The organism is Actinokineospora bangkokensis (assembly GCF_001940455.1).
In the GTDB taxonomy this organism is placed as follows: domain Bacteria; phylum Actinomycetota; class Actinomycetes; order Mycobacteriales; family Pseudonocardiaceae; genus Actinokineospora; species Actinokineospora bangkokensis.
Window position 1 is genome coordinate 51,255 of record NZ_MKQR01000005.1, and the last position, 17,396, is coordinate 68,650.

The window sequence follows — 17,396 nt, forward strand, 5'->3', positions numbered from 1 at the left end:
GACGCGGAGGTGGCCGCTGTCGGCGCGACAGGCGCGGGGAGCGCTTGGGCGACGGCGGGATCCGGGGTTGCCGCGTCTGGTGCTGGGGCTGCGACGGGGGCGGCAGCCGTGGGCTCAACAGCGGGTGCTGAGGCTGCCTGCGCGGGCGCGGTCGCCTGGGTGACTGCTTCCGGAGCGGGAGTCGGGGCGGCCGGTGCAGGGGCCACCGGTGCTGCGGGAGGCGCCGGGGTGGCTGGTCCTGCGGTCGCCACAGGCGGGGTCGGGCTTGTCTGGGTGGCGGGCGCCGCCGGTCCGGCGGGTGCCGCGGCCGAGGTAGGGCCTGCCGCAGGTGCCGAGGCAGTTGGATCGACCGGTGCCGCGGCCGGGTTGGGAGCCACTGCCGACGCCGGAGCTGGTGCGGCGGGGGTGGGGGTTGCCGTCGTGGTCGGGGCTGGTGCTGCGGCGGGTGCCGGGGCCGCTGGTCCAGCGGGTGCCGCGGTCGGGACGGGGTTTGCGGGGGTTGGTTCGACGGGCGCCGTGGCCGGGTTGGTTGTTGAGACTGGCGCTGCGGCCGGGGTGGGTGGGGTGACAGCGGGCGGGGCCGCAGGCGCCGGGGCAGCCGATGCGGCGGGCGGCGTGGGCGTCGCCGCCGAGGGCGGTGTCGCTGGGGTAGCGGGTGCTGCGGTGGGTGCCGGGGTTGCTGAACCGGTGGGTGCCACAGCCGGGGTGGGTGTCGCGGCGGGGGCCGCTGCCGGCGGCGTGGCGGGGGTTGCGGCGGGTGCCGTTGCCGGGGTGGGTGTCGGTGCTGTGGGCGGGACCGTGGGGGTTGCGGCAGATGCCGAGGGCGCCGGTTCCGCGGGTGCCGTGGCCGGGGTTGGCGGTGTGGCGGTGAGTGGGACCTCTGCGGCAGCTGGAGACGCGGGCGGGGTGGGCGGCGCAGTAGGAAGCGACGTCGCCGGAGCCTCGGGCGTTGCGGCAGGGACTGCTTGCGCTGCGGCCGGCGCCGGGGTCGACGCGGCGGGTGCCGAGCTCGGCGCCTGGGGTGCCGGGGCTGCTGCGGCGGGAGTCTGCGCAGCGTGGGTCGCGGGGTCCGGAGAGGGGTGCGCGGCGGGTGCTGGGGGCGCCAGTGCTTCGGCGGGGGGCGTTGCGGGTGCCTGCGCCGGGGCAGGGGGTGCGACCGGAACTGGGGTTGCCGGGGTCGCGGAGGCAGGGGCGGCGGGGGCCACGGAGGTGGCGGTGGGCACCTGAGCCACGGGAGCGGGGGCGGTGGACGCCTGGGCCACGGGGGTGGCGGGAGCCGAAGCGGCTGGTGCCTGGCTCACCGGGGAGGCGGGAGCTGGGGTGGCGGTGGACGCCTGAGTCACGGGAGCGGGGGCGGTGGGCGCCTGGGCCACGGGGGTGGCGGGAGCCGAAGCCGCTGGTGCCTGGCCCCCTAGGGCGGCGGAAGCCGGGGTTGCTGCGGTGGTGGGGGACGGCGTCGCGGGTGCGGCGGGCGCCTCGGTTGCCGAGCTAGCGGGAACCGGCGCGGCCGGAGTGGGGGGTGCTGGGGCTGCGGGCGCCGGGACGGGAGGCGCCGGGACAGCGGTGGTTGGGGCCGCTGGAACAGCGGGAGCCGGGGCCTGGGCGGGGCCTGCGGGAGCTGGGGCCTGGGCAGACCTGGCTTGGGCGGGCGTTGTCGCAGCGGCTGCGGCGGAGTTGGGGACTGCCGCCGGGGTGTCTGCCGGGGCCGGGGCCGGGGTTGCGGTGGCAGGCGTGGGCGCGGCAGGGGTGGGGAGTGTCCCGGCAGGCGTGCCTGGGGTCGGCGCTGCGGGGCTTGCGGGGGTGGGTGGTGTGGTGGCGGCCGGGGCTGGAGGTGCTGTGGCCGGGGTGGAGGCGGTGTGGGTGGGCGCTGGGGTGGCTGCTGCCGCAGGAGTGGGGGCTGCGGCGGAGGTGTCTGCCGGGGCCGGGGTTGCGGCAGCAGGCACGGCCGGGGCGGGGTTGGTTTGGGTGGGCGTTGCCGTGGTGGCTGGCGCAGGGGCGGGGGTGCCTGCGGGAGCGGGGGTTGGGGGTGCTGTGGCTGGGGTGGAGGCGGTGTGGGTGGGCGCTGGAGTAGCTGCTGCCGCGGGGGCGGGGACCGCTGCGGGGGTGCTCGCGACGGCCGGGGTTGCGGCGGCACGCGCGGGCGCTGCGGGGGCCGGGGTAGCTGGTGCAGGTGCGGGGGACGCTGTGGTGGTGGGCGTGGCCGGGGCGGACACGGCGGGCGCCGCGGCAGCAGGCGCGTCCGGGGTAGGCGCGGTGGGCGCTGCGGCGGCGGGTGCGTCCAGGGTTGGCGGGGTGGGCGTGGCCGGGGCGGGCGCTGTGGCGGCAGGTGCGTCCGGGATGGGCGCTGCGGGCGCTGCGGCGGTGGCGGGTGTGGCCGGGGCGGGCGCTGCGATGGCAGGTGCGTCCGGGGTAGGCGCGGGGGGCGCTGCGGCGGCGGTTGCTGCGGCGGCAGGTGCGTCCGGGGTGGGCGCTGCGGGGGTGGGGGGTGTGGCCGGGGTGGGCGTTGGTGTGTGGGGCGCCGGTGCCGCGGGAGATGCCGGGGCCGCTGGTCCGGCCGTCGCCGCGGCTGGGGTTGGCGCTGCTGGGGCGGGGGCCGCAGTGGGGGTGGCCGTGGGGGTGGGGGGTGCGGTGGGAATGGGGGGTGCGGCGGGGGGCTGGGTGGTGGGGCGGGCGCTGGGGGTGAGGTCGTGGAGGATCTCGGTGCGGTGGTTGCCGCGGGTGGTCGGGGTCCCCGACGGGGTGTGCACGATCGGGGGGCGGGGAGCCGGTTCGGTCACCGGGTTGAAGGCCGCGAGGCGGGCGAAGCCGGGGTGGACCTTGGCGGTGGCGACGGTGTGGCGGGCCCAGGAGCGGATGCGGGTCAGCGGGTGGTTGGGGAACTGGGGGTCCCACTGCGGGTCGTCGGAGAGGTTGAGGGTGACCTGGGGGATGTCCGGGGCGTAGGGGTGCGGGGTGGTGAGGTCCGGTTCGCCGAGGAGGGCGGCGACGGCGGGTTCGCGGGCGGTGTCCTCGGCCGAGGCGACGGACTGGAGCTTGAGGACGGCGCTGCAGCGGGCCTTGGGCAGGATGAAGCTGCCGATGTAGACCGTCTCGCCGGGGCGGGAGGGGTGCGGGATGCGCACGACCTGGAACAGGGCCGGGGAGGTGTCGACCAGCAGGACCCACGCCTCGACCAGGGTGCCGCCCTCGGCCGCGCAGGTCAGCGCCATCGCCCGGCGCAGGGCGACCAGGTCGTCGAGCGGGGCCGGGAGGTCCGGGACCAGGTCGAAGAAGCTCAGCACGACCAGGTCGTCGGTACCGGCGACCTGCCAGCTCGTCTGGTCGACCTGCCGCAGGCCGGTCGTGTCGAAGGCGATGGGCACCTGAAGAGGATAGGCAGATCGGGTGATGGCGCTGTGTGGATCGGGTCATGTCCGGTACTCCGGACGCCTGCCGCGCGCGGCGCGATCCGTAGACTGGGTGGGGCCGACGAGCTGGCGGGTGACCGGCAGGGGCGACTGACCTGCGAATCGACGACAGGACGAGGTGACGACAGGGTGACCCTGCTCGACTCCGTGCGCGGACCGGCGGACCTGCGCCGCATGACCACCGAGGAGCTCGACCGGCTGAGCGCGGAGATCCGCGCCTTCCTGGTCGACAAGGTGACGCGCACCGGGGGGCACCTGGGCCCCAACCTGGGCGTGGTCGAGCTGACCATCGCCCTGCACCGGGTGTTCGACTCCCCGGCCGACCCGATCGTCTACGACGTCGGGCACCAGGGCTACGTGCACAAGGTCCTCACCGGCCGCCGCGACGGGTTCGACGACCTGCGCCAGCGCGGCGGGGTGTCCGGCTACCCGTGCCGGGCCGAGAGCGACCACGACCTGGTGGAGAACAGCCACGCCTCGACCGCGCTGTCCTACGCCGACGGGCTGGCCAAGGCCGCCCAGCTGCGCGGGGAGCAGCGCAGCGTGGTGGCCGTGGTCGGTGACGGCGCGCTCACCGGCGGCATGTGCTGGGAGGCGCTGAACAACATCGCCGCGGGCACCGACCGGTCGGTGGTGATCGTGGTCAACGACAACGGCCGCTCCTACTCCCCGACCATCGGCGGCCTGGCCGACCACCTGGCCGCGCTGCGGCTGCGCCCGGGCTACGAGCGCGCGCTGGAGGGCGGCAAGAAGGTGCTCCAGGGCACCCCGGTCGTCGGCAGGCCGCTCTACCAGGCCCTGCACGCGGCCAAGCGCGGCATCAAGGACGTGCTGAGCCCGCAGGCGATGTTCGAGGACCTGGGGCTGAAGTACCTGGGCCCGGTCGACGGGCACGACCTGGAGTCGCTGGAGTCGGCGCTGCGCCGGGCCAAGGACTTCGGCGGGCCGGTGATCGTGCACGCGGTGACCCGCAAGGGCAACGGCTACCCGCTGGCCGAGAACGACGTGTCCGACCAGATGCACCAGACCGACCCCATCGACCCGGTGACCGGCAAGCCGCGCACCTCCAAGGGCACGGTGTGGACGAACGTGTTCGCCGAGGAGCTGGCCGCGATCGGCGCCGAGCGCGAGGACGTGGTGGCGATCACGGCCGCGATGCTGCGCTCCACCGGTCTGGGCCCGTTCGCCGAGCGCTTCCCCGACCGCGTGCACGACGTGGGCATCGCCGAGCAGCACGCGATCACCTCCGCGGCGGGCATGGCCATGGGCGGCCTGCACCCGGTGGTGGCGATCTACTCGACGTTCCTCAACCGCGCCTTCGACCAGGTGCTCATGGACGTGGCCCTGCACCGGCAGCCGGTCACGGTGGTGCTCGACCGGGCGGGCATCACCGGCCCGGACGGCGCCAGCCACCACGGCATGTGGGACCTGTCGATCCTGGGCGTGGTGCCGGGCATCCACATCGCCGCCCCGCGCGACGCCGCGACCCTGCGCGAGGAGCTGCGCGAGGCGGTGGCCATCGACGACGGCCCGTCGGTGCTGCGGTTCCCCAAGGCCACCGTGGGCGCGGACATCACCGCCGTGGAGCGGGTGGGCGGGGTGGACGTGCTGCGCCGCCCGGCCGACGGCGGGCAGGACGTGCTGCTGGTGACGGTGGGGTCGTTCGCCGAGCTGGGGCTGGCGGCCGCGGAGCGGCTGTCCGCCGAGGGCATCGGGGTCACCGTGGTCGACCCGCGGTGGGTGGCGCCGGTGCCCGCTGCGCTGGCGGAGATGGCCGCCCACCACCGGCTCGTGGTCACCGTCGAGGACAGCGGCCGCCACGGCGGGTTCGGCTGGGCGCTGGCGGCGCTGCTGCGCGACCAGGACGTCGACACCCCGCTGCGCGACCTGGGCATCCCCAACGAGTTCCACGCCCACGGCACCCGCGACGAGGTCCTGGTGTCGCTGGGCCTGACCGCCCAGGACGTCGCCCGCCGGGTGACCGGGTGGGCCTCGCAGCTCATCGGCCGCACGGCGCCCAGCCCCGTCACCGAGGTGCCGGACAACGCCTGACCGACGCCGAAGGCCCCCTCGACCCGGTCGAGGGGGCCTTCGCACGCGCGCCCCGACCTCCCGCGACCGGGGCGCGCGCGGGGCGGTCAGGCCCGGTAGGCCGACCACATCTGCGACATGCGGGTGCTCTGGCCCGGGGTGAACTGGTTGTAGCAGTCGTCGTAGGAGTAGTCCATGTAGTTGTGGATCGGGTCGGTGCCGGGCAGCGAGCAGGAGTCGCGGCCCTCCGGGCAGCCCGAGGTGGCGCTGGACTGCGCGGCGGTGTCGGACACGCTGTCGTTCGTGCTGGTGCAGCCGCCCTGGAAGGTGTGGTAGAGGCCGAACCAGTGGCCCGCCTCGTGGGTGGCGGTCTTGCCCAGGTTGAAGTGGGCGGTGGAGCCGCCGGGCAGCGAGTCGAAGTGCACGCGGATGCCGTCGATGGACGGGTTGCCGTCCCAGGGGAACGTCGCGATGCCCAGGTAGCTGAAGTCGACCAGCCAGATGTTGAGCGCGTTCTTGCCGCCCTTGCGGGTCTGCGAGCGGTAGGTGGTGCTGGCGCTGTCGCGGTGCCAGGTGTCGTTGTAGAAGCGGTCGGTGCCCGCGAGGGTGAAGGAGAACCCGGTGCTCGCGGCGCTGCCGGACTCGCTGCCCGCGTAGGTGGTGTTGAGCACCGCGACCTGCTGGGCGATCTGGCTGTCGGTGACGTTGCCCGCGCCGTTGGCGGCGGCCATCACGTGGAAGTACACCGGCACGGTCACCGCGGCGGGGGCCACGCTGCGCTTGGTCGCGAGGATGCGCTGGGTCTGGGCCTCGATGCGGTCGACGTCGGCCTGGCTGAGCGCGTCGTGGTCGAGCGGGCGCTCACCGCGGGCGGCGGTGCCGTGCTCCTCGGGGACGTAGCAGTCGGCGGCGGGCGCGGCCGAGGCGGGCGCGGCCGGGCTGAGCGGGGAGAAGCTGGTGGCGACGGCGGCCAGGGCGGCCACGCCGAGGGCGCGCAGCGCGTTCCTCATCGGGGACTCCTCAGGACAGGTGCAGGGAACTTGAAAGTAGGTACCGCGACCGGTGCTGCGGAAGTGATTCCCACACTGGGAACTTCCCAGTTCACGGGGGTGTTACGGAGTGAGTCCTCACTTCGATGCTGGGTGCGTGCGGGGAACCGGGAAGCGGGCCGCGGGCATGGGCCCCGAGGAGCGCAGGCGGATGGTCGTGGCGGCGGCCCTGCCGCTGCTAGCCGAGTTCGGCCCGACCGTGACGACCGCGCGGGTCGCCCGCGCCGCGGGCATCGGGGAGGCGACGATCTTCCGCGTGTTCGCGGACAAGGACGCCCTGCTGCGGGCGTGCGCGGCCGAGGTCGTGCGCCCCGACGGGCTGCTGGGCGAACTCGGCGCCATCGACCGCGACCTGCCGGTGGAGCAGCGGCTGGCGGAGGCGGCCACCGCCCTCAGCGCCCGGCAGGCCCGCATCGACGCGGTGGTGGGGCCGCTGGCCGGGGCCCTGCGCGGCGGTCCCGGGTCCCGGGAGGCCCTGGCGGACGGTCGCGAGCGGGCGCGGCGGCTCATCACCGAGGCGCTGGTGGAGCTGCTGGAGCCCGACGTCGAGCGGTTCCGGCTGCCGCTGGAGGAGGTGGCCGGGGCGTTCGGCCTCATGGCCTTGGCCCTGGGGCGCCAGGGGGAGGTGGCCGAGCCCACCCTGGTGGTCGACCTGTTCCTCCACGGCACGCTCAAGCCCGTCTAGACCGCGCGGGCGTCACGTGATCGGGCGGGTGGTGCCGTAGGCCTTGGCGGAGACCTGCGCCTGGTACTCGGCCCGCGCGGCGCGGTCGAGGACGCGGGGGGTGCCCAGCGACGCCGCCCGCCAGTACAGCTCGCAGCCCCACTCCAGCAGCAGCGTCCGCTCCAGCGCCGCGGCCAGGTCCGGGCCGTGGGTGATGCCGCCGTGGTTGGCCATCAGCGCGGCCGTCCCGTTCTCCAGGGCGTCGAGCACCACCTCGGCCAGCTCCGGGCTGCCGAAGACCCGGTAGGGGGCCACCGGCACGGTCCCGCCCAGCTCGACCAGCTGGTAGTGCACGCACGGCAGCTCGTCGAGCACCAGCGACATCGCGGTGGCCATCGGCGCGTGCGTGTGCACCACCGCGCCCGCCCGGTACCGGCGGTAGACGCCCAGGTGCAGGTCCAGCTCGGAGGTCGGCGCCAGCGCGCCCGCCACCTGGCCGCCTGCGGGGTCGACCACCGCGACCTGCTCCCAGTGCAGGTCGGCCAGCCGGGCGCCGGTGGGGGTCACCGCGATGAGGTCGCCCTGCCGGGCGCTGGCGTTGCCCGCCGTGCCCAGCACCAGGCCCTCGGCGGCCATCCGCCGGGCCGTGGCCGCCACCTGCTCCCGCACCTCGCGCAGCACCATGCCCCCGATCATGCCCAACCGGGCAGGTCCGGGTGGCGGTGTGGCACCGTTGTGGGGTGCGGATTCTGATCGTGGAGGACGAGGAGCCCCTGGCCGAGGCCATCGCCAGGGGGCTGCGCCGCGAGGGCATGGCCGTCGACGTCGCGCTGGACGGTGACGAGGGCCACGAGAAGGCCACCATCACCCGGTACGACGTCGTGGTCCTCGACCGCGACCTGCCCGGCATGCACGGCGACGAGCTGTGCAGGCAGATCGTGGCCTCCGGCGCGCTGACCAGGGTGCTCATGCTCACCGCCAGCGACGCGGTGACCGACCGGGTGGAGGGGCTGTCCCTCGGCGCGGACGACTACCTGACCAAGCCCTTCGCCTTCCCCGAGCTGGTCGCCAGGGTGCGGGCGCTGGCCCGCCGGGCCACCCCGGTCACCCCGCCGGTGCTGGTCGCGGGCGACGTCGAGCTGGACCCGGCGCGGCGGACGGTGGCCCGGGCGGGCAAGGCCGTGGAGCTGACCCGCAAGGAGTTCGGCGTGCTGGAGGTGCTGCTCGCCGCGCGCGGCTCGGTGGTCAGCAGCGAGGAGCTGCTGGAGCGGGTGTGGGACGAGAACGCCGACCCGTTCACCACCACTGTGCGGGTGACGGTGATGACCCTGCGCAAGAAGCTGGGCGAACCGGGCGTGATCGACACCGTGGTCGGGTCCGGCTACCGGGTGCCCGCCTCGGCCGGTGAGACCGCGGGGTGACCCCCCGCAGGCGCGGCCGGGGGCTGCGCGCGCGGATCACCCTGCTGGCCACCGGGCTGGTCGCCGCCGTCGCCGCCGTGCTGCTGTGGCTGGGCTGGCTGCTGGCGGGCGGGGTGGTGGCCTCGGTGCCGTCGCTGCCCAAGGGCACCACCGTGCTCGTCGGCGGGGTGCGCGTGGACGCCGAGCAGCTGGCCGAGGCGCTGGTGGCCGACGCGCGCGAACGGCTCCTGCTGGCCGGGTCGGTGGCGTTCGTGTGCGTGGTGCTGGCCACCGCCATGTTCGCCTACGTGATCACCGGCCGGGTGCTGCGCCCGCTGCACGAGGTGACGGCCACCGCGCAGCGGCTGTCGGTGGAGTCGCTGGGCGAGCGCATCGGGCACAGCGGCGCCCGCGACGAGGTCGCGGAGCTGGCGGACACCTTCGACGCCATGCTCGACCGGTTGCAGGCGGCGTTCTCCGCGCAGCGGCAGTTCGTGGCCAACGCCTCGCACGAGCTGCGCACGCCGCTGGCGGTGATCCGCACCGAGCTGGACGTGACCCTGTCCGACCCGGACGCCGACACCGCCGAGCTGCGGCGGATGGCCGAGGTGGTGCGGGCGGCGACGCTGCGGGCCGGGGAGCTGGTCGAGGCGCTGCTGGTGCTGGCGCGCACCGACGGGCTCGGCGTCGGCGCGACCGTGCCGGTGGACCTGTCGGCCGTGGTGGCGAACGCCTGGCGGGCCACCCGCGCCGAGGCCGCTCGGCGCGGCATCCGGGCTGCGTTCCACGAGGGGCACGCGACCGTCGTGGGGGACGCGGCGCTGCTGGAGCGGGTGGCGGGCAACCTGCTGGAGAACGCGGTGCGGCACAACGTCGACGGCGGGTGGCTGGAGGCCAGGACCGGGTCCGGGCCGCAGTGGTGCACGATCGAGGTGGCGTCGAGCGGGCCGGTGGTGGACGCGGAGCGGGTGGCGGAGCTGTTCGAGCCGTTCCGGCGTGGAGGGGTGGACCGGACCGCGCACACGGGGACCGGGTTGGGGTTGTCGATCGTGCGGGCGGTGGCCCGGGCGCACGGGGGCACCGCTGCGGCGGAACCCGTTGCGGGGGGCGGGTTGCGCGTGACGGTGACGCTGCCTTCGTCGTGAGGTGAGTCCTGCCTTGCTCGCTGCGGGATTTTTGGCGCGTCCGGATGTTTGCCGCTGCGCGGCGTGCAAGTGCGCGGGATTTTGGGGGCGTGCCCGGGTGGGTGGTTGCGCTTGACAGGGGCCCCTGCGGCGATCATGTGCTCGGGGTGGGGAAAGGTGAGGCCTTCGGCCCCACCCCCCGGCCGTGGGTAGCACATGATCGCCTTCCCCTGTCAAGCACAACCACCCACCCGGGCCTTTGCGTAGCCGGGCTGCCGGGTTCGTTGGTGGCGGCTTCTTTGGGGAGCGAGTTGGGTGGGGGCTGGGTACTCGGGTGGAGTGGCGGGTGGTCTGGGGAGGAAGGGGCTAGCGCTTGGCCAAGCGGCGGAGTTGGGCGTCGAGGTAGGTCCTGGCGCGGCGTTGACCGCCTCGGGTGGTGATGGCGTCGGCGAGGGATTCGAGCACCCTGGTGATGCGGGGTTCGTCGGGGTGCCAGCCGAGGCGTTCGCACTCGGCGAGCCAGTCGGTGGGGCTGGTGTGGCCGCGGAGGCGGTTGCAGCGGCGGCAGGCGGCCACCTCGTTCTCGGACCAGGAGGGGCCGCCCTTGACGCGGGGGATGACGTGGTCGGTGGTGGCGGGGGTGCGGCCGGACAGGTCGGTGCGGCACCAGGCGCAGGTGGGGCCGTCGCGGAGCAGGATGGCCTGGAGGCGTTCTCGGCGGCCGGGTTGGGGTGGGTGGGTCATCGGGTTCCGTGGTGGGCCGGGGTGAGGCGGGCGGCGAGGGACTGGGCGTCGGCGGGGGCCTTGACCTTCATGTCGTTGTCGAAGTAGCAGTAGACGTCGCGGCCCTCGGGGGCGGGTGGGGGTGGGGGAGCGCTGGTGTGGTCCGAGGGGGTGGTGCCGCCGTCTTGCCAGGTGCGGATGCGCTGGGCCCAGTCGTCGAGGGCGGGTGGGGTGTAGCCGCTGGCGTAGAGCTCGGCGTCGCCGTGCAGGCGGGCGTAGACGAAGTCCGCGGTCACGTCCTCGAAGCGGGGCCAGGTGCCCGCGGTGTCGGCCACGACCAGGGCGACGCCGTGGTGGCGCAGGAGGGCGACCAGGTCGGGGGAGGCGAAGGACGGGTGGCGGGGTTCGAGGGCGTGGCGCAGGGGGCGGTCGGCGTCGGCGGTGGTGAGCGAGCGGCCCGTGAGGCGTTCGTCGTGGTGCTCGGACAGGGCGGCGGCCTGCTCGGTGGTGCGCGGCAGGGACCCCAGGAAGGTGTCCAGGACGTCCGGGTCGAACGGCAGGGTCGCGGGGGTCTGCCACAGCACCGGGCCCAGCTTCTCCCGCAGGGCGAGCACACCCGAGGCGAAGAAGTTGGCCAGCGGGGTCCCGGCGTCGCGCAGCCGCTTCATGTGGGTGATGAAGCGGGGGCCCTTCACGGCGAAGGTGAACCCGTCCGGGGTGGCGTCGTACCACTTGCGGTAGCTGTCGGGCTTCTGCAACGAGTAGAACGAGCCGTTGATCTCCACGCTGGTGACGCGGCGGGACAGGTAGGACAGCTCGTCGCGCTGGGGCAGCCCCTGGGGGTAGAACACGCCCCGCCAGGGCGGGTAGACCCAGCCCGAGGTCCCGATGCGCACCGTTCCCGGCATACCTCCATGGTGCGCGCGGCCGGTCAGAGGCGCTCGGTGAGCCGCAGCGCGTCCTCGGGGGCGTGGCCGTCCATGGTGTTGTCGAAGTAGGCGAAGACCGGCCCGTCCTCGGCCCAGCCCCGGATCCGCTCCGCCCACTCGTCCAGCGCCTCGTCGGAGTAGGCGCCCCGGTACAGCTCGCCCTCGCCGTGCAGGCGCAGGTAGCGGAACGCGGCGGTGTCGGAGTCCAGGCACGGCCACGTGCCCGCGCTGTCGGACAGCACCAGCGCCACGCCGTGCGCGGTGAGCTGGTCGGCGAAGCGGTCGTCGTGGAAGCTGCGGTGGCGCACCTCCACGGCGTGCCGGACGCCCTCGCCGCCCACCTCCACCAGCAGGTCGAGGAACCGCTCGACCCGGTCCGGGTCGTAGCGCAGCGAGGCGGGGGTCTGCCACAGCACCGGGCCCAGCTTGGCGCCCAGCTCGGTCACCCCGGAGTCGACGAAGCGCTTGAGCGGGTCGTGCGCGTCGCGCAACCTGTGCTCGTGGGTGACCTCGCGGGGCCCCTTCACCGCGAAGACGAAGTCGTCGGGGGTGACCTCGGCCCAGCGGCGGTAGTCGGCAGGCTTGCGCGGGCCGTAGAACGTGCCGTTGACCTCGACCGTGCCGAGCCTGCCCGCCAGGTGGGCCAGCTCGTCGCGCTGCGGCAGGCCGGGTGGGTAGAACCGGCCCCGCCACGGCGGGTAGACCCATCCTGACGTCCCGATGCGCACCGCGGAGGTCATGATGATCATTGTCGCGCGATCCGGGCGAGGAGGCAGGGTGGATGAGGTGCTGGGGGCGCTGTTCCCGGGGGCGGTGGTCGAGGCGGGCGCCGTCCTGCGCGGCAGCGACCGGACGCGCGTGCGGCGGGTGGTCGTCGACGGGCGGTCGGTCGTCGTGAAGGAGTACGCCGAGGACGAGGGGTGGGCCAGGGAGGCCGCCGGGCTGCGCGCGCTGGCCGGGACGGGGGCCGCGGTGGAGGTGCTGGGCGAGTCGCGGAAGCCGAAGGCGCTGGTGTTCGCCGACGCGGGGTCCGGGCCGAGCCTGTCCGACCTGCTGCTGGGCACCGACCCGGCGGCGGCCTCGGAGGGGGTGGTGCAGTGGGCGTCCGCGCTCGCGGCGGTGCACGTCGCGGGCCTGGGGCGCAAGGAGCTGTTCGCCGCCGAGCTGGCCGCGCGGTCGGACGTCCCGATCTGCGGCATGGCCGACGTCGTGGCGGGGTTGCCCGCGTGGTGGGCCGAGCACGCGCTCCCGCGCTTAGGCCTCGAACTGCCCACCGGGGTCCTCGACGAGCTGCACGGCGTCTGCGAGCGGCTGGGCGACGGCCCCGCCGCGTCGATCACCCCGGCGGACACCTGCCCGGACAACAACGTCGGTACCCCGGACGGGTTCGCGCTCATCGACTTCGAGGGAGCGCAGTGGCAGCACATCGCCTGGGACGCGGCCTACCTGACGGTGCCGTGGCCGACGTGCTGGTGCGCGTGGCGGATGCCCGACGAGCTGGCCCAGCGCGGCCTGGAGCGCTACCGGGCGGGCGTGCGCCACGCCCTGCCCCACGTCGACACCCCCCAGTTCGCCGACGACCTGCGCCTGGCCAACGCGGCCTGGGCCGTCATCACCAGCGTCTGGTTCGTCCGCGTCGCGCTCACCGGGGACCAGCCGCACCCCGACCCGCGCATCGTGGAGCCGCGGCGCGCGGCCCTGCTGCCGCACCGGTTGGAGATCGCCGCCGCGGCCCGCGACCTGCCCGCCACCAGCCGGTTCGCGCGCGCCTTCGCCTCGGCCCTGCTCGACCACGTGCGGACTCGGCCGCTGGCCCTGGCGCCCGCCTTCTCCTGAAGACGCCGAACGCCGCCCACCCCGCGACGGGGGTGGGCGGCGTCCTGGGTCGTGCTCGCTACGCCACCGGGACGGAGGCGACGCCCGGGGCCAGGAACGGCTTGCCGTTGACCTTCTCCGAGATGCCCTCGCGGTCCAGGTACGGGGTGATGCCGCCCAGCCAGAACGGCCAGCCGCCGCCGAGGATCATGCACAGGTCGATGTCCTGCGCCTCGGCCACCACGCCCTCGTCGAGCATGATCCGGATCTCCTCGGCGACGCCCTCCAGGACGCGGGCCAGGACCTGCTCGCCGGTGAGCTCGGTGGGCCCGAACTCCCAGAGCGCCTGCACCTCGGGGTCGACCGACTGGGTGCCCTTGTCGTCCCAGACGTAGACCGAGGACTTGCCCGCCTCGACGAACTTCCGCATGTTCGGGGAGGCGCCGAAGCGGTCGGGGAACGCGCCGTGCATGGTCTCGGCCACGTGCAGCGCGACCGGCGCGCCGACCAGCTGCAGCAGCACCAGCGGCGACATCGGCAGGCCCAGCGACTCGGTCGCCCGGTCGGCCACCTCGAACGGGGTGCCCTCGTCGATGGCCTTGACGACCTCGCCCATGAACCGGGTGAGCAGCCGGTTGACCACGAACGCCGGGGCGTCCTTGACCAGCACCGACGACTTCTTCAGCGACTTGCCCACGGAGAACGCCGTCGCCAGGGTGGCGTCGTCGGTCTTGTCCGCGCGCACGATCTCCAGCAGCGGCATGACCGCGACCGGGTTGAAGAAGTGGAAGCCGACCACGCGCTCGGGGTGCTGGAGGTCCGCGGCCATGTCGGTGATCGACAGCGACGAGGTGTTGGTGGCCAGCACGCACTCCGGGCCGACGTGCTCCTCGACCTCGGCGAACACCTTCTTCTTGACGCCCAGCTCCTCGAACACGGCCTCGATGACGAAGTCCGCGTCGGAGAACGCCGCCTTGTCCAGCGAGCCGGTCACCAGCGCCTTGAGCCGGTTGGCGCCGTCGGGCGACAGGCGGCCCTTGGCCTGGAGCTTGTCGACCTCGGTGTGCACGTAGGACACGCCCTTGTCGACCCGCGCCTGGTCGATGTCGGTCAGCACGACCGGCACCTTGAGCTGGCGGGCGAACAGCAGCGCCATCTGCGAGGCCATCAGGCCCGCGCCGACGATGCCGACCTTGCCCACCTTGCGCGCCAGGGACTTGTCCGGGGCGCCCGCGGGCTTCCTGGCGCGCTTCTGCACCAGGTTGAACGAGTACAGCCCGGCCCGCAGCGGGTCGGTCATGAGCACGTCGGCCAGCGCCTCGGTCTCGGCCGCGTAGCCCGCGTCGAGGTCGTTGGCGCGGGCGATCTCCAGCAGCTCCAGGGCCTTCTGCGCGCCCGGGGAGGCACCCTTGGTCTTGCCGTGCACGATCGCCTTGGCGCGCTCGACCGCGGCGTCCCAGCCCGCGCCCCGGTCGATCTCCTTGCGCTCGACGGTGACCTTGCCGTTGACCACGTCGGCGGCCCAGAGCAGCGACTGCTCCAGGTAGTCCGCCGAGCCCAGCAGCGCGTCGACGATGCCCAGCTCGAAGGCCTGCTTCGGCTTGAGCATGCGGTTCTGCGACAGCGCGTTCTCGAAGATCACCGTCACGGCCGCGTCCGGGCCGATGAGGTTCGGCAGCAGCTGCGTGCCGCCCCAGCCGGGGAACAGGCCGAGGAAGACCTCGGGCAGCGCGATGGCCGCGGTGTTCTCCGACAGGGTGCGGTAGTGGCAGGACAGGCCCAGCTCCAGGCCGCCGCCCATGACCGCGCCGTTGATGAACCCGAAGGTCGGGATCGACGACTCGGTGAACCGGCGGAACACGTCGTGGCCGGTCTGGGCGATGTCGAGGGCCAGCGAGCGGTCGCTGATCTGCTCGACACCGGACAGGTCGGCGCCGACGGCGAAGATGAACGGCTTGCCGGTGACGGCGATGGCCGCCGGGTCCAGCTCCAGCGCCGCGTCGAAGGCGGCGTTGAGGCTCACCAGCGACTGCGGCCCGAAGGTGGACGGGCGGGTGTGGTCGAAGCCGTTGTCGATCGTGATGAGCGCGACCGGCTTGTCCAGGCCGGGGACCTTCACCGCGCGGGTGACGGCCTTGGTCACGACCTCGTCCGGGAAGGCCTTCTCGGCCTGCTCCTGGGTCAGCATCAGTCCTCGCCCCCGGTCCAGTGCGGGTTCTCCCAGATCACGGTGCCGCCCATGCCGATGCCGATGCACATCGAGGTCAGCCCGTAGCGGACCTCGGGGTGCTCGGCGAACTGGCGGGACAGCTGGGTCATCAGGCGCACGCCCGACGAGGCGAGCGGGTGCCCGCAGGCGATGGCGCCGCCCCACAGGTTGACCCGCGGGTCGTCGTCGTCGATGCCGAAGTGGTCGAGGAACGCCAGCACCTGCACGGCGAACGCCTCGTTCAGCTCGAACAGGCCGATGTCGGAGATGGACAGCCCGGCGCGCTGGAGCGCCTTCTCCGTCGCGGGCACCGGGCCGATGCCCATGACCTCGGGCTCGACGCCGACGAAGGAGTAGCCGACCAGGCGCATGCCGATGGGCAGGCCCAGCTCCTTGGCGGTCTCCTCCTCGGCCAGGATGCAGCCGGTGGCGCCGTCGTTGAGGCCCGCGGCGTTGCCCGCGGTCACGCGGCCGTGCGGGCGGAACGGGGTCTTCAGCCCCGCCAGCTGCTCGACCGTGGTGCCCGGGCGCGGCGGCTCGTCCTCGGTGGCCAGGCCCCAGCCCAGCTCCGCGGAGCGGGTCGACACCGGCACCAGCTCGGGGCCGATCTTGCCCGCCTTGACCGCGTCGGCGTACTTCTCCTGCGAGCGCGCGGCGTAGGCGTCGCACCGCTGCTTGGTCAGCTGCGGGTAGCGGTCGTGCACGTTCTCGGCGGTCTGGCCCATGACCAGCGCGGTCGGGTCGACGAGCTTGTCGGCCACGATGCGCGGGTTGGGGTCGACGCCCTCGCCCATGGGGTGCCTGCCCATGTGCTCGACGCCGCCCGCGATCGCGATGTCGTAGGCGCCGAAGGCGATGCCGCTCGCGGTGGTGGTCACCGCGGTCATCGCGCCCGCGCACATGCGGTCGATGGCGTAGCCGGGGACCGACTTCGGCAGGCCCGCCAGCAGCGCGGCGACGCGGCCGATGGTCAGGCCCTGGTCACCGATCTGCGTGGTGGCGGCCACGGCCACCTCGTCGACCCGCTCCGGCGGCAGCTCGGGGTGGCGGCGCAGGAGTTCGCGGATGACCTTCACGATCAGGTCGTCGGCGCGGGTCTCCGCGTAGATGCCCTTCGGGCCTGCCTTCCCGAACGGCGTGCGCACACCGTCGACGAAGACCACGTTCCGAACGGCGCGCGCGGCTGCGGGTGCAGCGGAAGCGGCCACGGGGGTGCTCCTTCAGTTGGGGCTACCAGTTGGTAACCACACTCTAGCCCTTGTTACCCGGCGGTAACTACGTCGGTGCCCCTATGGTGTGGGCCACATTCGCCCGGTGGTCACCCGGTGAGCCCGACGTGCGCCGCGGCGGCCCGCGCCGCGTGCTCGAACAACGGCCCGGCGGGGTCGGCGCTGCCCACGAACTGCCCGAACAGCTCGAAGCTGAGCAGGCCGAACAGCTGGGCCCACGCCACCATCACCCGCGCCGCGGCACCGGGCGCCAGTGACGTCCCGACCAGCTCGGTCACCCGCAGGACCTGTTCGCGAAGCTCGTCGGACACCTCCCCGTCCGGCGGGTCACCCGCCTCCGCGATGCGCAGCAGCGCCAGCGGCACGCGGCTGGCGGGAGCGACGGTGTCCTGCGGCGCGCGGTAGCCCTGCACGGGCGAGCCGAAGATCAGCTCGTACTCGCGCCGGTTGTCCAGCGCCCACGCCCGCGCGGCGGCCCAGGTGTCGCACCACCACTCCACGACCCCCGCCCGCCGCTCGACGGCCTCCAGCGCCGCGCCCAACGAGTCGTAGGCATCGATGATCAACGCCGTCAGCAGCTCGTCCCGGCTCGGGAAGTACCGGTACACCGCCGACGAGGCCATCCCCAGGTCCCGCGCGACGGCCCGCAGGGACAGCTGGTGCGCGCCCTCGGCCACCAGCTGCTTGCGCGCCTGCTCCTTGATCGCCGCCGTCAGCTCGACCCTGGCCCGTTCCCGTGCGGTCGTCATGCCCGGCAGTGTGCCACGACAAGAGCGGTGCTCGCACAACGGAGCAGTGCTCTTGACAGAGAGCACT

General features: G+C 74.3%; 14 protein-coding genes. 6 read left to right on the forward strand and 8 right to left on the reverse strand.

All coding sequences use genetic code 11. From position 1 onward, the window contains the following. Window positions 1–3,114 precede the first annotated feature (3,114 nt). The gene (locus BJP25_RS02810) at window positions 3,115–3,366 is read left to right on the forward strand and encodes a hypothetical protein (RefSeq protein ID WP_075973186.1); all 252 of its coding nucleotides are present in this window, start codon (window positions 3,115–3,117) and stop codon (window positions 3,364–3,366) included. A 170-nt stretch (window positions 3,367–3,536) separates the two neighbouring features. Next, complete coding sequence (gene dxs, locus BJP25_RS02815) at window positions 3,537–5,459, forward strand: 1-deoxy-D-xylulose-5-phosphate synthase (protein WP_075973187.1); 1,923 nt, start codon at window positions 3,537–3,539, stop codon at window positions 5,457–5,459. An 86-nt stretch (window positions 5,460–5,545) separates the two neighbouring features. On the opposite strand, the gene BJP25_RS02820 is transcribed toward dxs, so the two are convergent. Then, entirely contained in the window at window positions 5,546–6,448 is a 903-nt protein-coding gene (locus BJP25_RS02820) for a zinc metalloprotease (protein WP_075973188.1), read from the reverse strand. 136 nt (window positions 6,449–6,584) lie between these two features. On the opposite strand from BJP25_RS02820, the gene BJP25_RS02825 reads away from it, so the two are divergent. After that, window positions 6,585–7,172, forward strand: a complete 588-nt coding sequence (locus BJP25_RS02825; protein ID WP_198943320.1) for a TetR/AcrR family transcriptional regulator — start codon at window positions 6,585–6,587, stop codon at window positions 7,170–7,172. Window positions 7,173–7,184: 12 nt separating this feature from the next. On the opposite strand, the gene BJP25_RS02830 is transcribed toward BJP25_RS02825, so the two are convergent. Continuing rightward, a complete protein-coding gene (locus tag BJP25_RS02830; protein WP_075973327.1) occupies window positions 7,185–7,835 on the reverse strand; it encodes a class II aldolase/adducin family protein in 651 nt (216 codons plus the stop codon). A 56-nt stretch (window positions 7,836–7,891) separates the two neighbouring features. On the opposite strand from BJP25_RS02830, the gene BJP25_RS02835 reads away from it, so the two are divergent. Continuing rightward, window positions 7,892–8,572, forward strand: a complete 681-nt coding sequence (locus BJP25_RS02835; protein WP_075973190.1) for a response regulator transcription factor — start codon at window positions 7,892–7,894, stop codon at window positions 8,570–8,572. Further along, window positions 8,569–9,696, forward strand: coding sequence for a sensor histidine kinase (locus BJP25_RS02840; protein ID WP_075973191.1), 1,128 nt, complete (start codon window positions 8,569–8,571; stop codon window positions 9,694–9,696). The genes BJP25_RS02835 and BJP25_RS02840 overlap by 4 nt, the downstream gene beginning before the upstream one ends. Before the next feature lie 345 nt (window positions 9,697–10,041). Here the strand turns inward: BJP25_RS02840 and BJP25_RS02845 are convergent, their stop codons facing one another. Genes BJP25_RS02845 through BJP25_RS02855 form a run of 3 tightly spaced genes read right to left on the reverse strand, consistent with a single transcriptional unit; the run spans window position 10,042 to window position 12,067 of the window. After that, complete coding sequence (locus BJP25_RS02845) at window positions 10,042–10,419, reverse strand: HNH endonuclease (RefSeq protein WP_075973192.1); 378 nt, start codon at window positions 10,417–10,419, stop codon at window positions 10,042–10,044. Then, the gene (locus tag BJP25_RS02850) at window positions 10,416–11,306 is read right to left on the reverse strand and encodes a DUF72 domain-containing protein (protein ID WP_075973193.1); all 891 of its coding nucleotides are present in this window, start codon (window positions 11,304–11,306) and stop codon (window positions 10,416–10,418) included. Before BJP25_RS02850 ends, BJP25_RS02845 begins: the two co-directional genes overlap by 4 nt. Before the next feature lie 23 nt (window positions 11,307–11,329). Continuing rightward, entirely contained in the window at window positions 11,330–12,067 is a 738-nt protein-coding gene (locus tag BJP25_RS02855; RefSeq protein WP_075973328.1) for a DUF72 domain-containing protein, read from the reverse strand. A gap of 37 nt (window positions 12,068–12,104) precedes the next feature. Here BJP25_RS02855 and BJP25_RS02860 point away from each other — a divergent pair, with 37 nt between their 5' ends. After that, window positions 12,105–13,163 (forward strand): phosphotransferase, encoded by a 1,059-nt coding sequence (locus BJP25_RS02860; protein ID WP_075973194.1) that lies wholly within the window; start codon window positions 12,105–12,107, stop codon window positions 13,161–13,163. A 58-nt stretch (window positions 13,164–13,221) separates the two neighbouring features. Here the strand turns inward: BJP25_RS02860 and BJP25_RS02865 are convergent, their stop codons facing one another. The 3 genes from BJP25_RS02865 to BJP25_RS02875 form a co-directional block, all read right to left on the reverse strand. After that, entirely contained in the window at window positions 13,222–15,330 is a 2,109-nt protein-coding gene (locus tag BJP25_RS02865; protein WP_075973195.1) for a 3-hydroxyacyl-CoA dehydrogenase NAD-binding domain-containing protein, read from the reverse strand. Next, window positions 15,330–16,559 (reverse strand): thiolase family protein, encoded by a 1,230-nt coding sequence (locus BJP25_RS02870; RefSeq protein WP_075973196.1) that lies wholly within the window; start codon window positions 16,557–16,559, stop codon window positions 15,330–15,332. The genes BJP25_RS02865 and BJP25_RS02870 overlap by 1 nt, the downstream gene beginning before the upstream one ends. A gap of 110 nt (window positions 16,560–16,669) precedes the next feature. Beyond that, complete coding sequence (locus BJP25_RS02875) at window positions 16,670–17,329, reverse strand: TetR/AcrR family transcriptional regulator (RefSeq protein ID WP_075973197.1); 660 nt, start codon at window positions 17,327–17,329, stop codon at window positions 16,670–16,672. Window positions 17,330–17,396: the final 67 nt, after the last annotated feature.

Coding starts and splice junctions, on each gene's coding strand:
- BJP25_RS02810 (WP_075973186.1), top strand. CDS start 3,115: ATGCGCACGACCTGGAACAGGGCCGGGGAGGTGTCGACCAGCAGGACC.
- BJP25_RS02820 (WP_075973188.1), bottom strand. CDS start 6,448: ATGAGGAACGCGCTGCGCGCCCTCGGCGTGGCCGCCCTGGCCGCCGTC.
- BJP25_RS02830 (WP_075973327.1), bottom strand. CDS start 7,835: ATGGTGCTGCGCGAGGTGCGGGAGCAGGTGGCGGCCACGGCCCGGCGG.
- BJP25_RS02845 (WP_075973192.1), bottom strand. CDS start 10,419: ATGACCCACCCACCCCAACCCGGCCGCCGAGAACGCCTCCAGGCCATC.
- BJP25_RS02850 (WP_075973193.1), bottom strand. CDS start 11,306: ATGCCGGGAACGGTGCGCATCGGGACCTCGGGCTGGGTCTACCCGCCC.
- BJP25_RS02855 (WP_075973328.1), bottom strand. CDS start 12,067: ATGACCTCCGCGGTGCGCATCGGGACGTCAGGATGGGTCTACCCGCCG.
- BJP25_RS02865 (WP_075973195.1), bottom strand. CDS start 15,330: ATGCTGACCCAGGAGCAGGCCGAGAAGGCCTTCCCGGACGAGGTCGTG.
- BJP25_RS02875 (WP_075973197.1), bottom strand. CDS start 17,329: ATGACGACCGCACGGGAACGGGCCAGGGTCGAGCTGACGGCGGCGATC.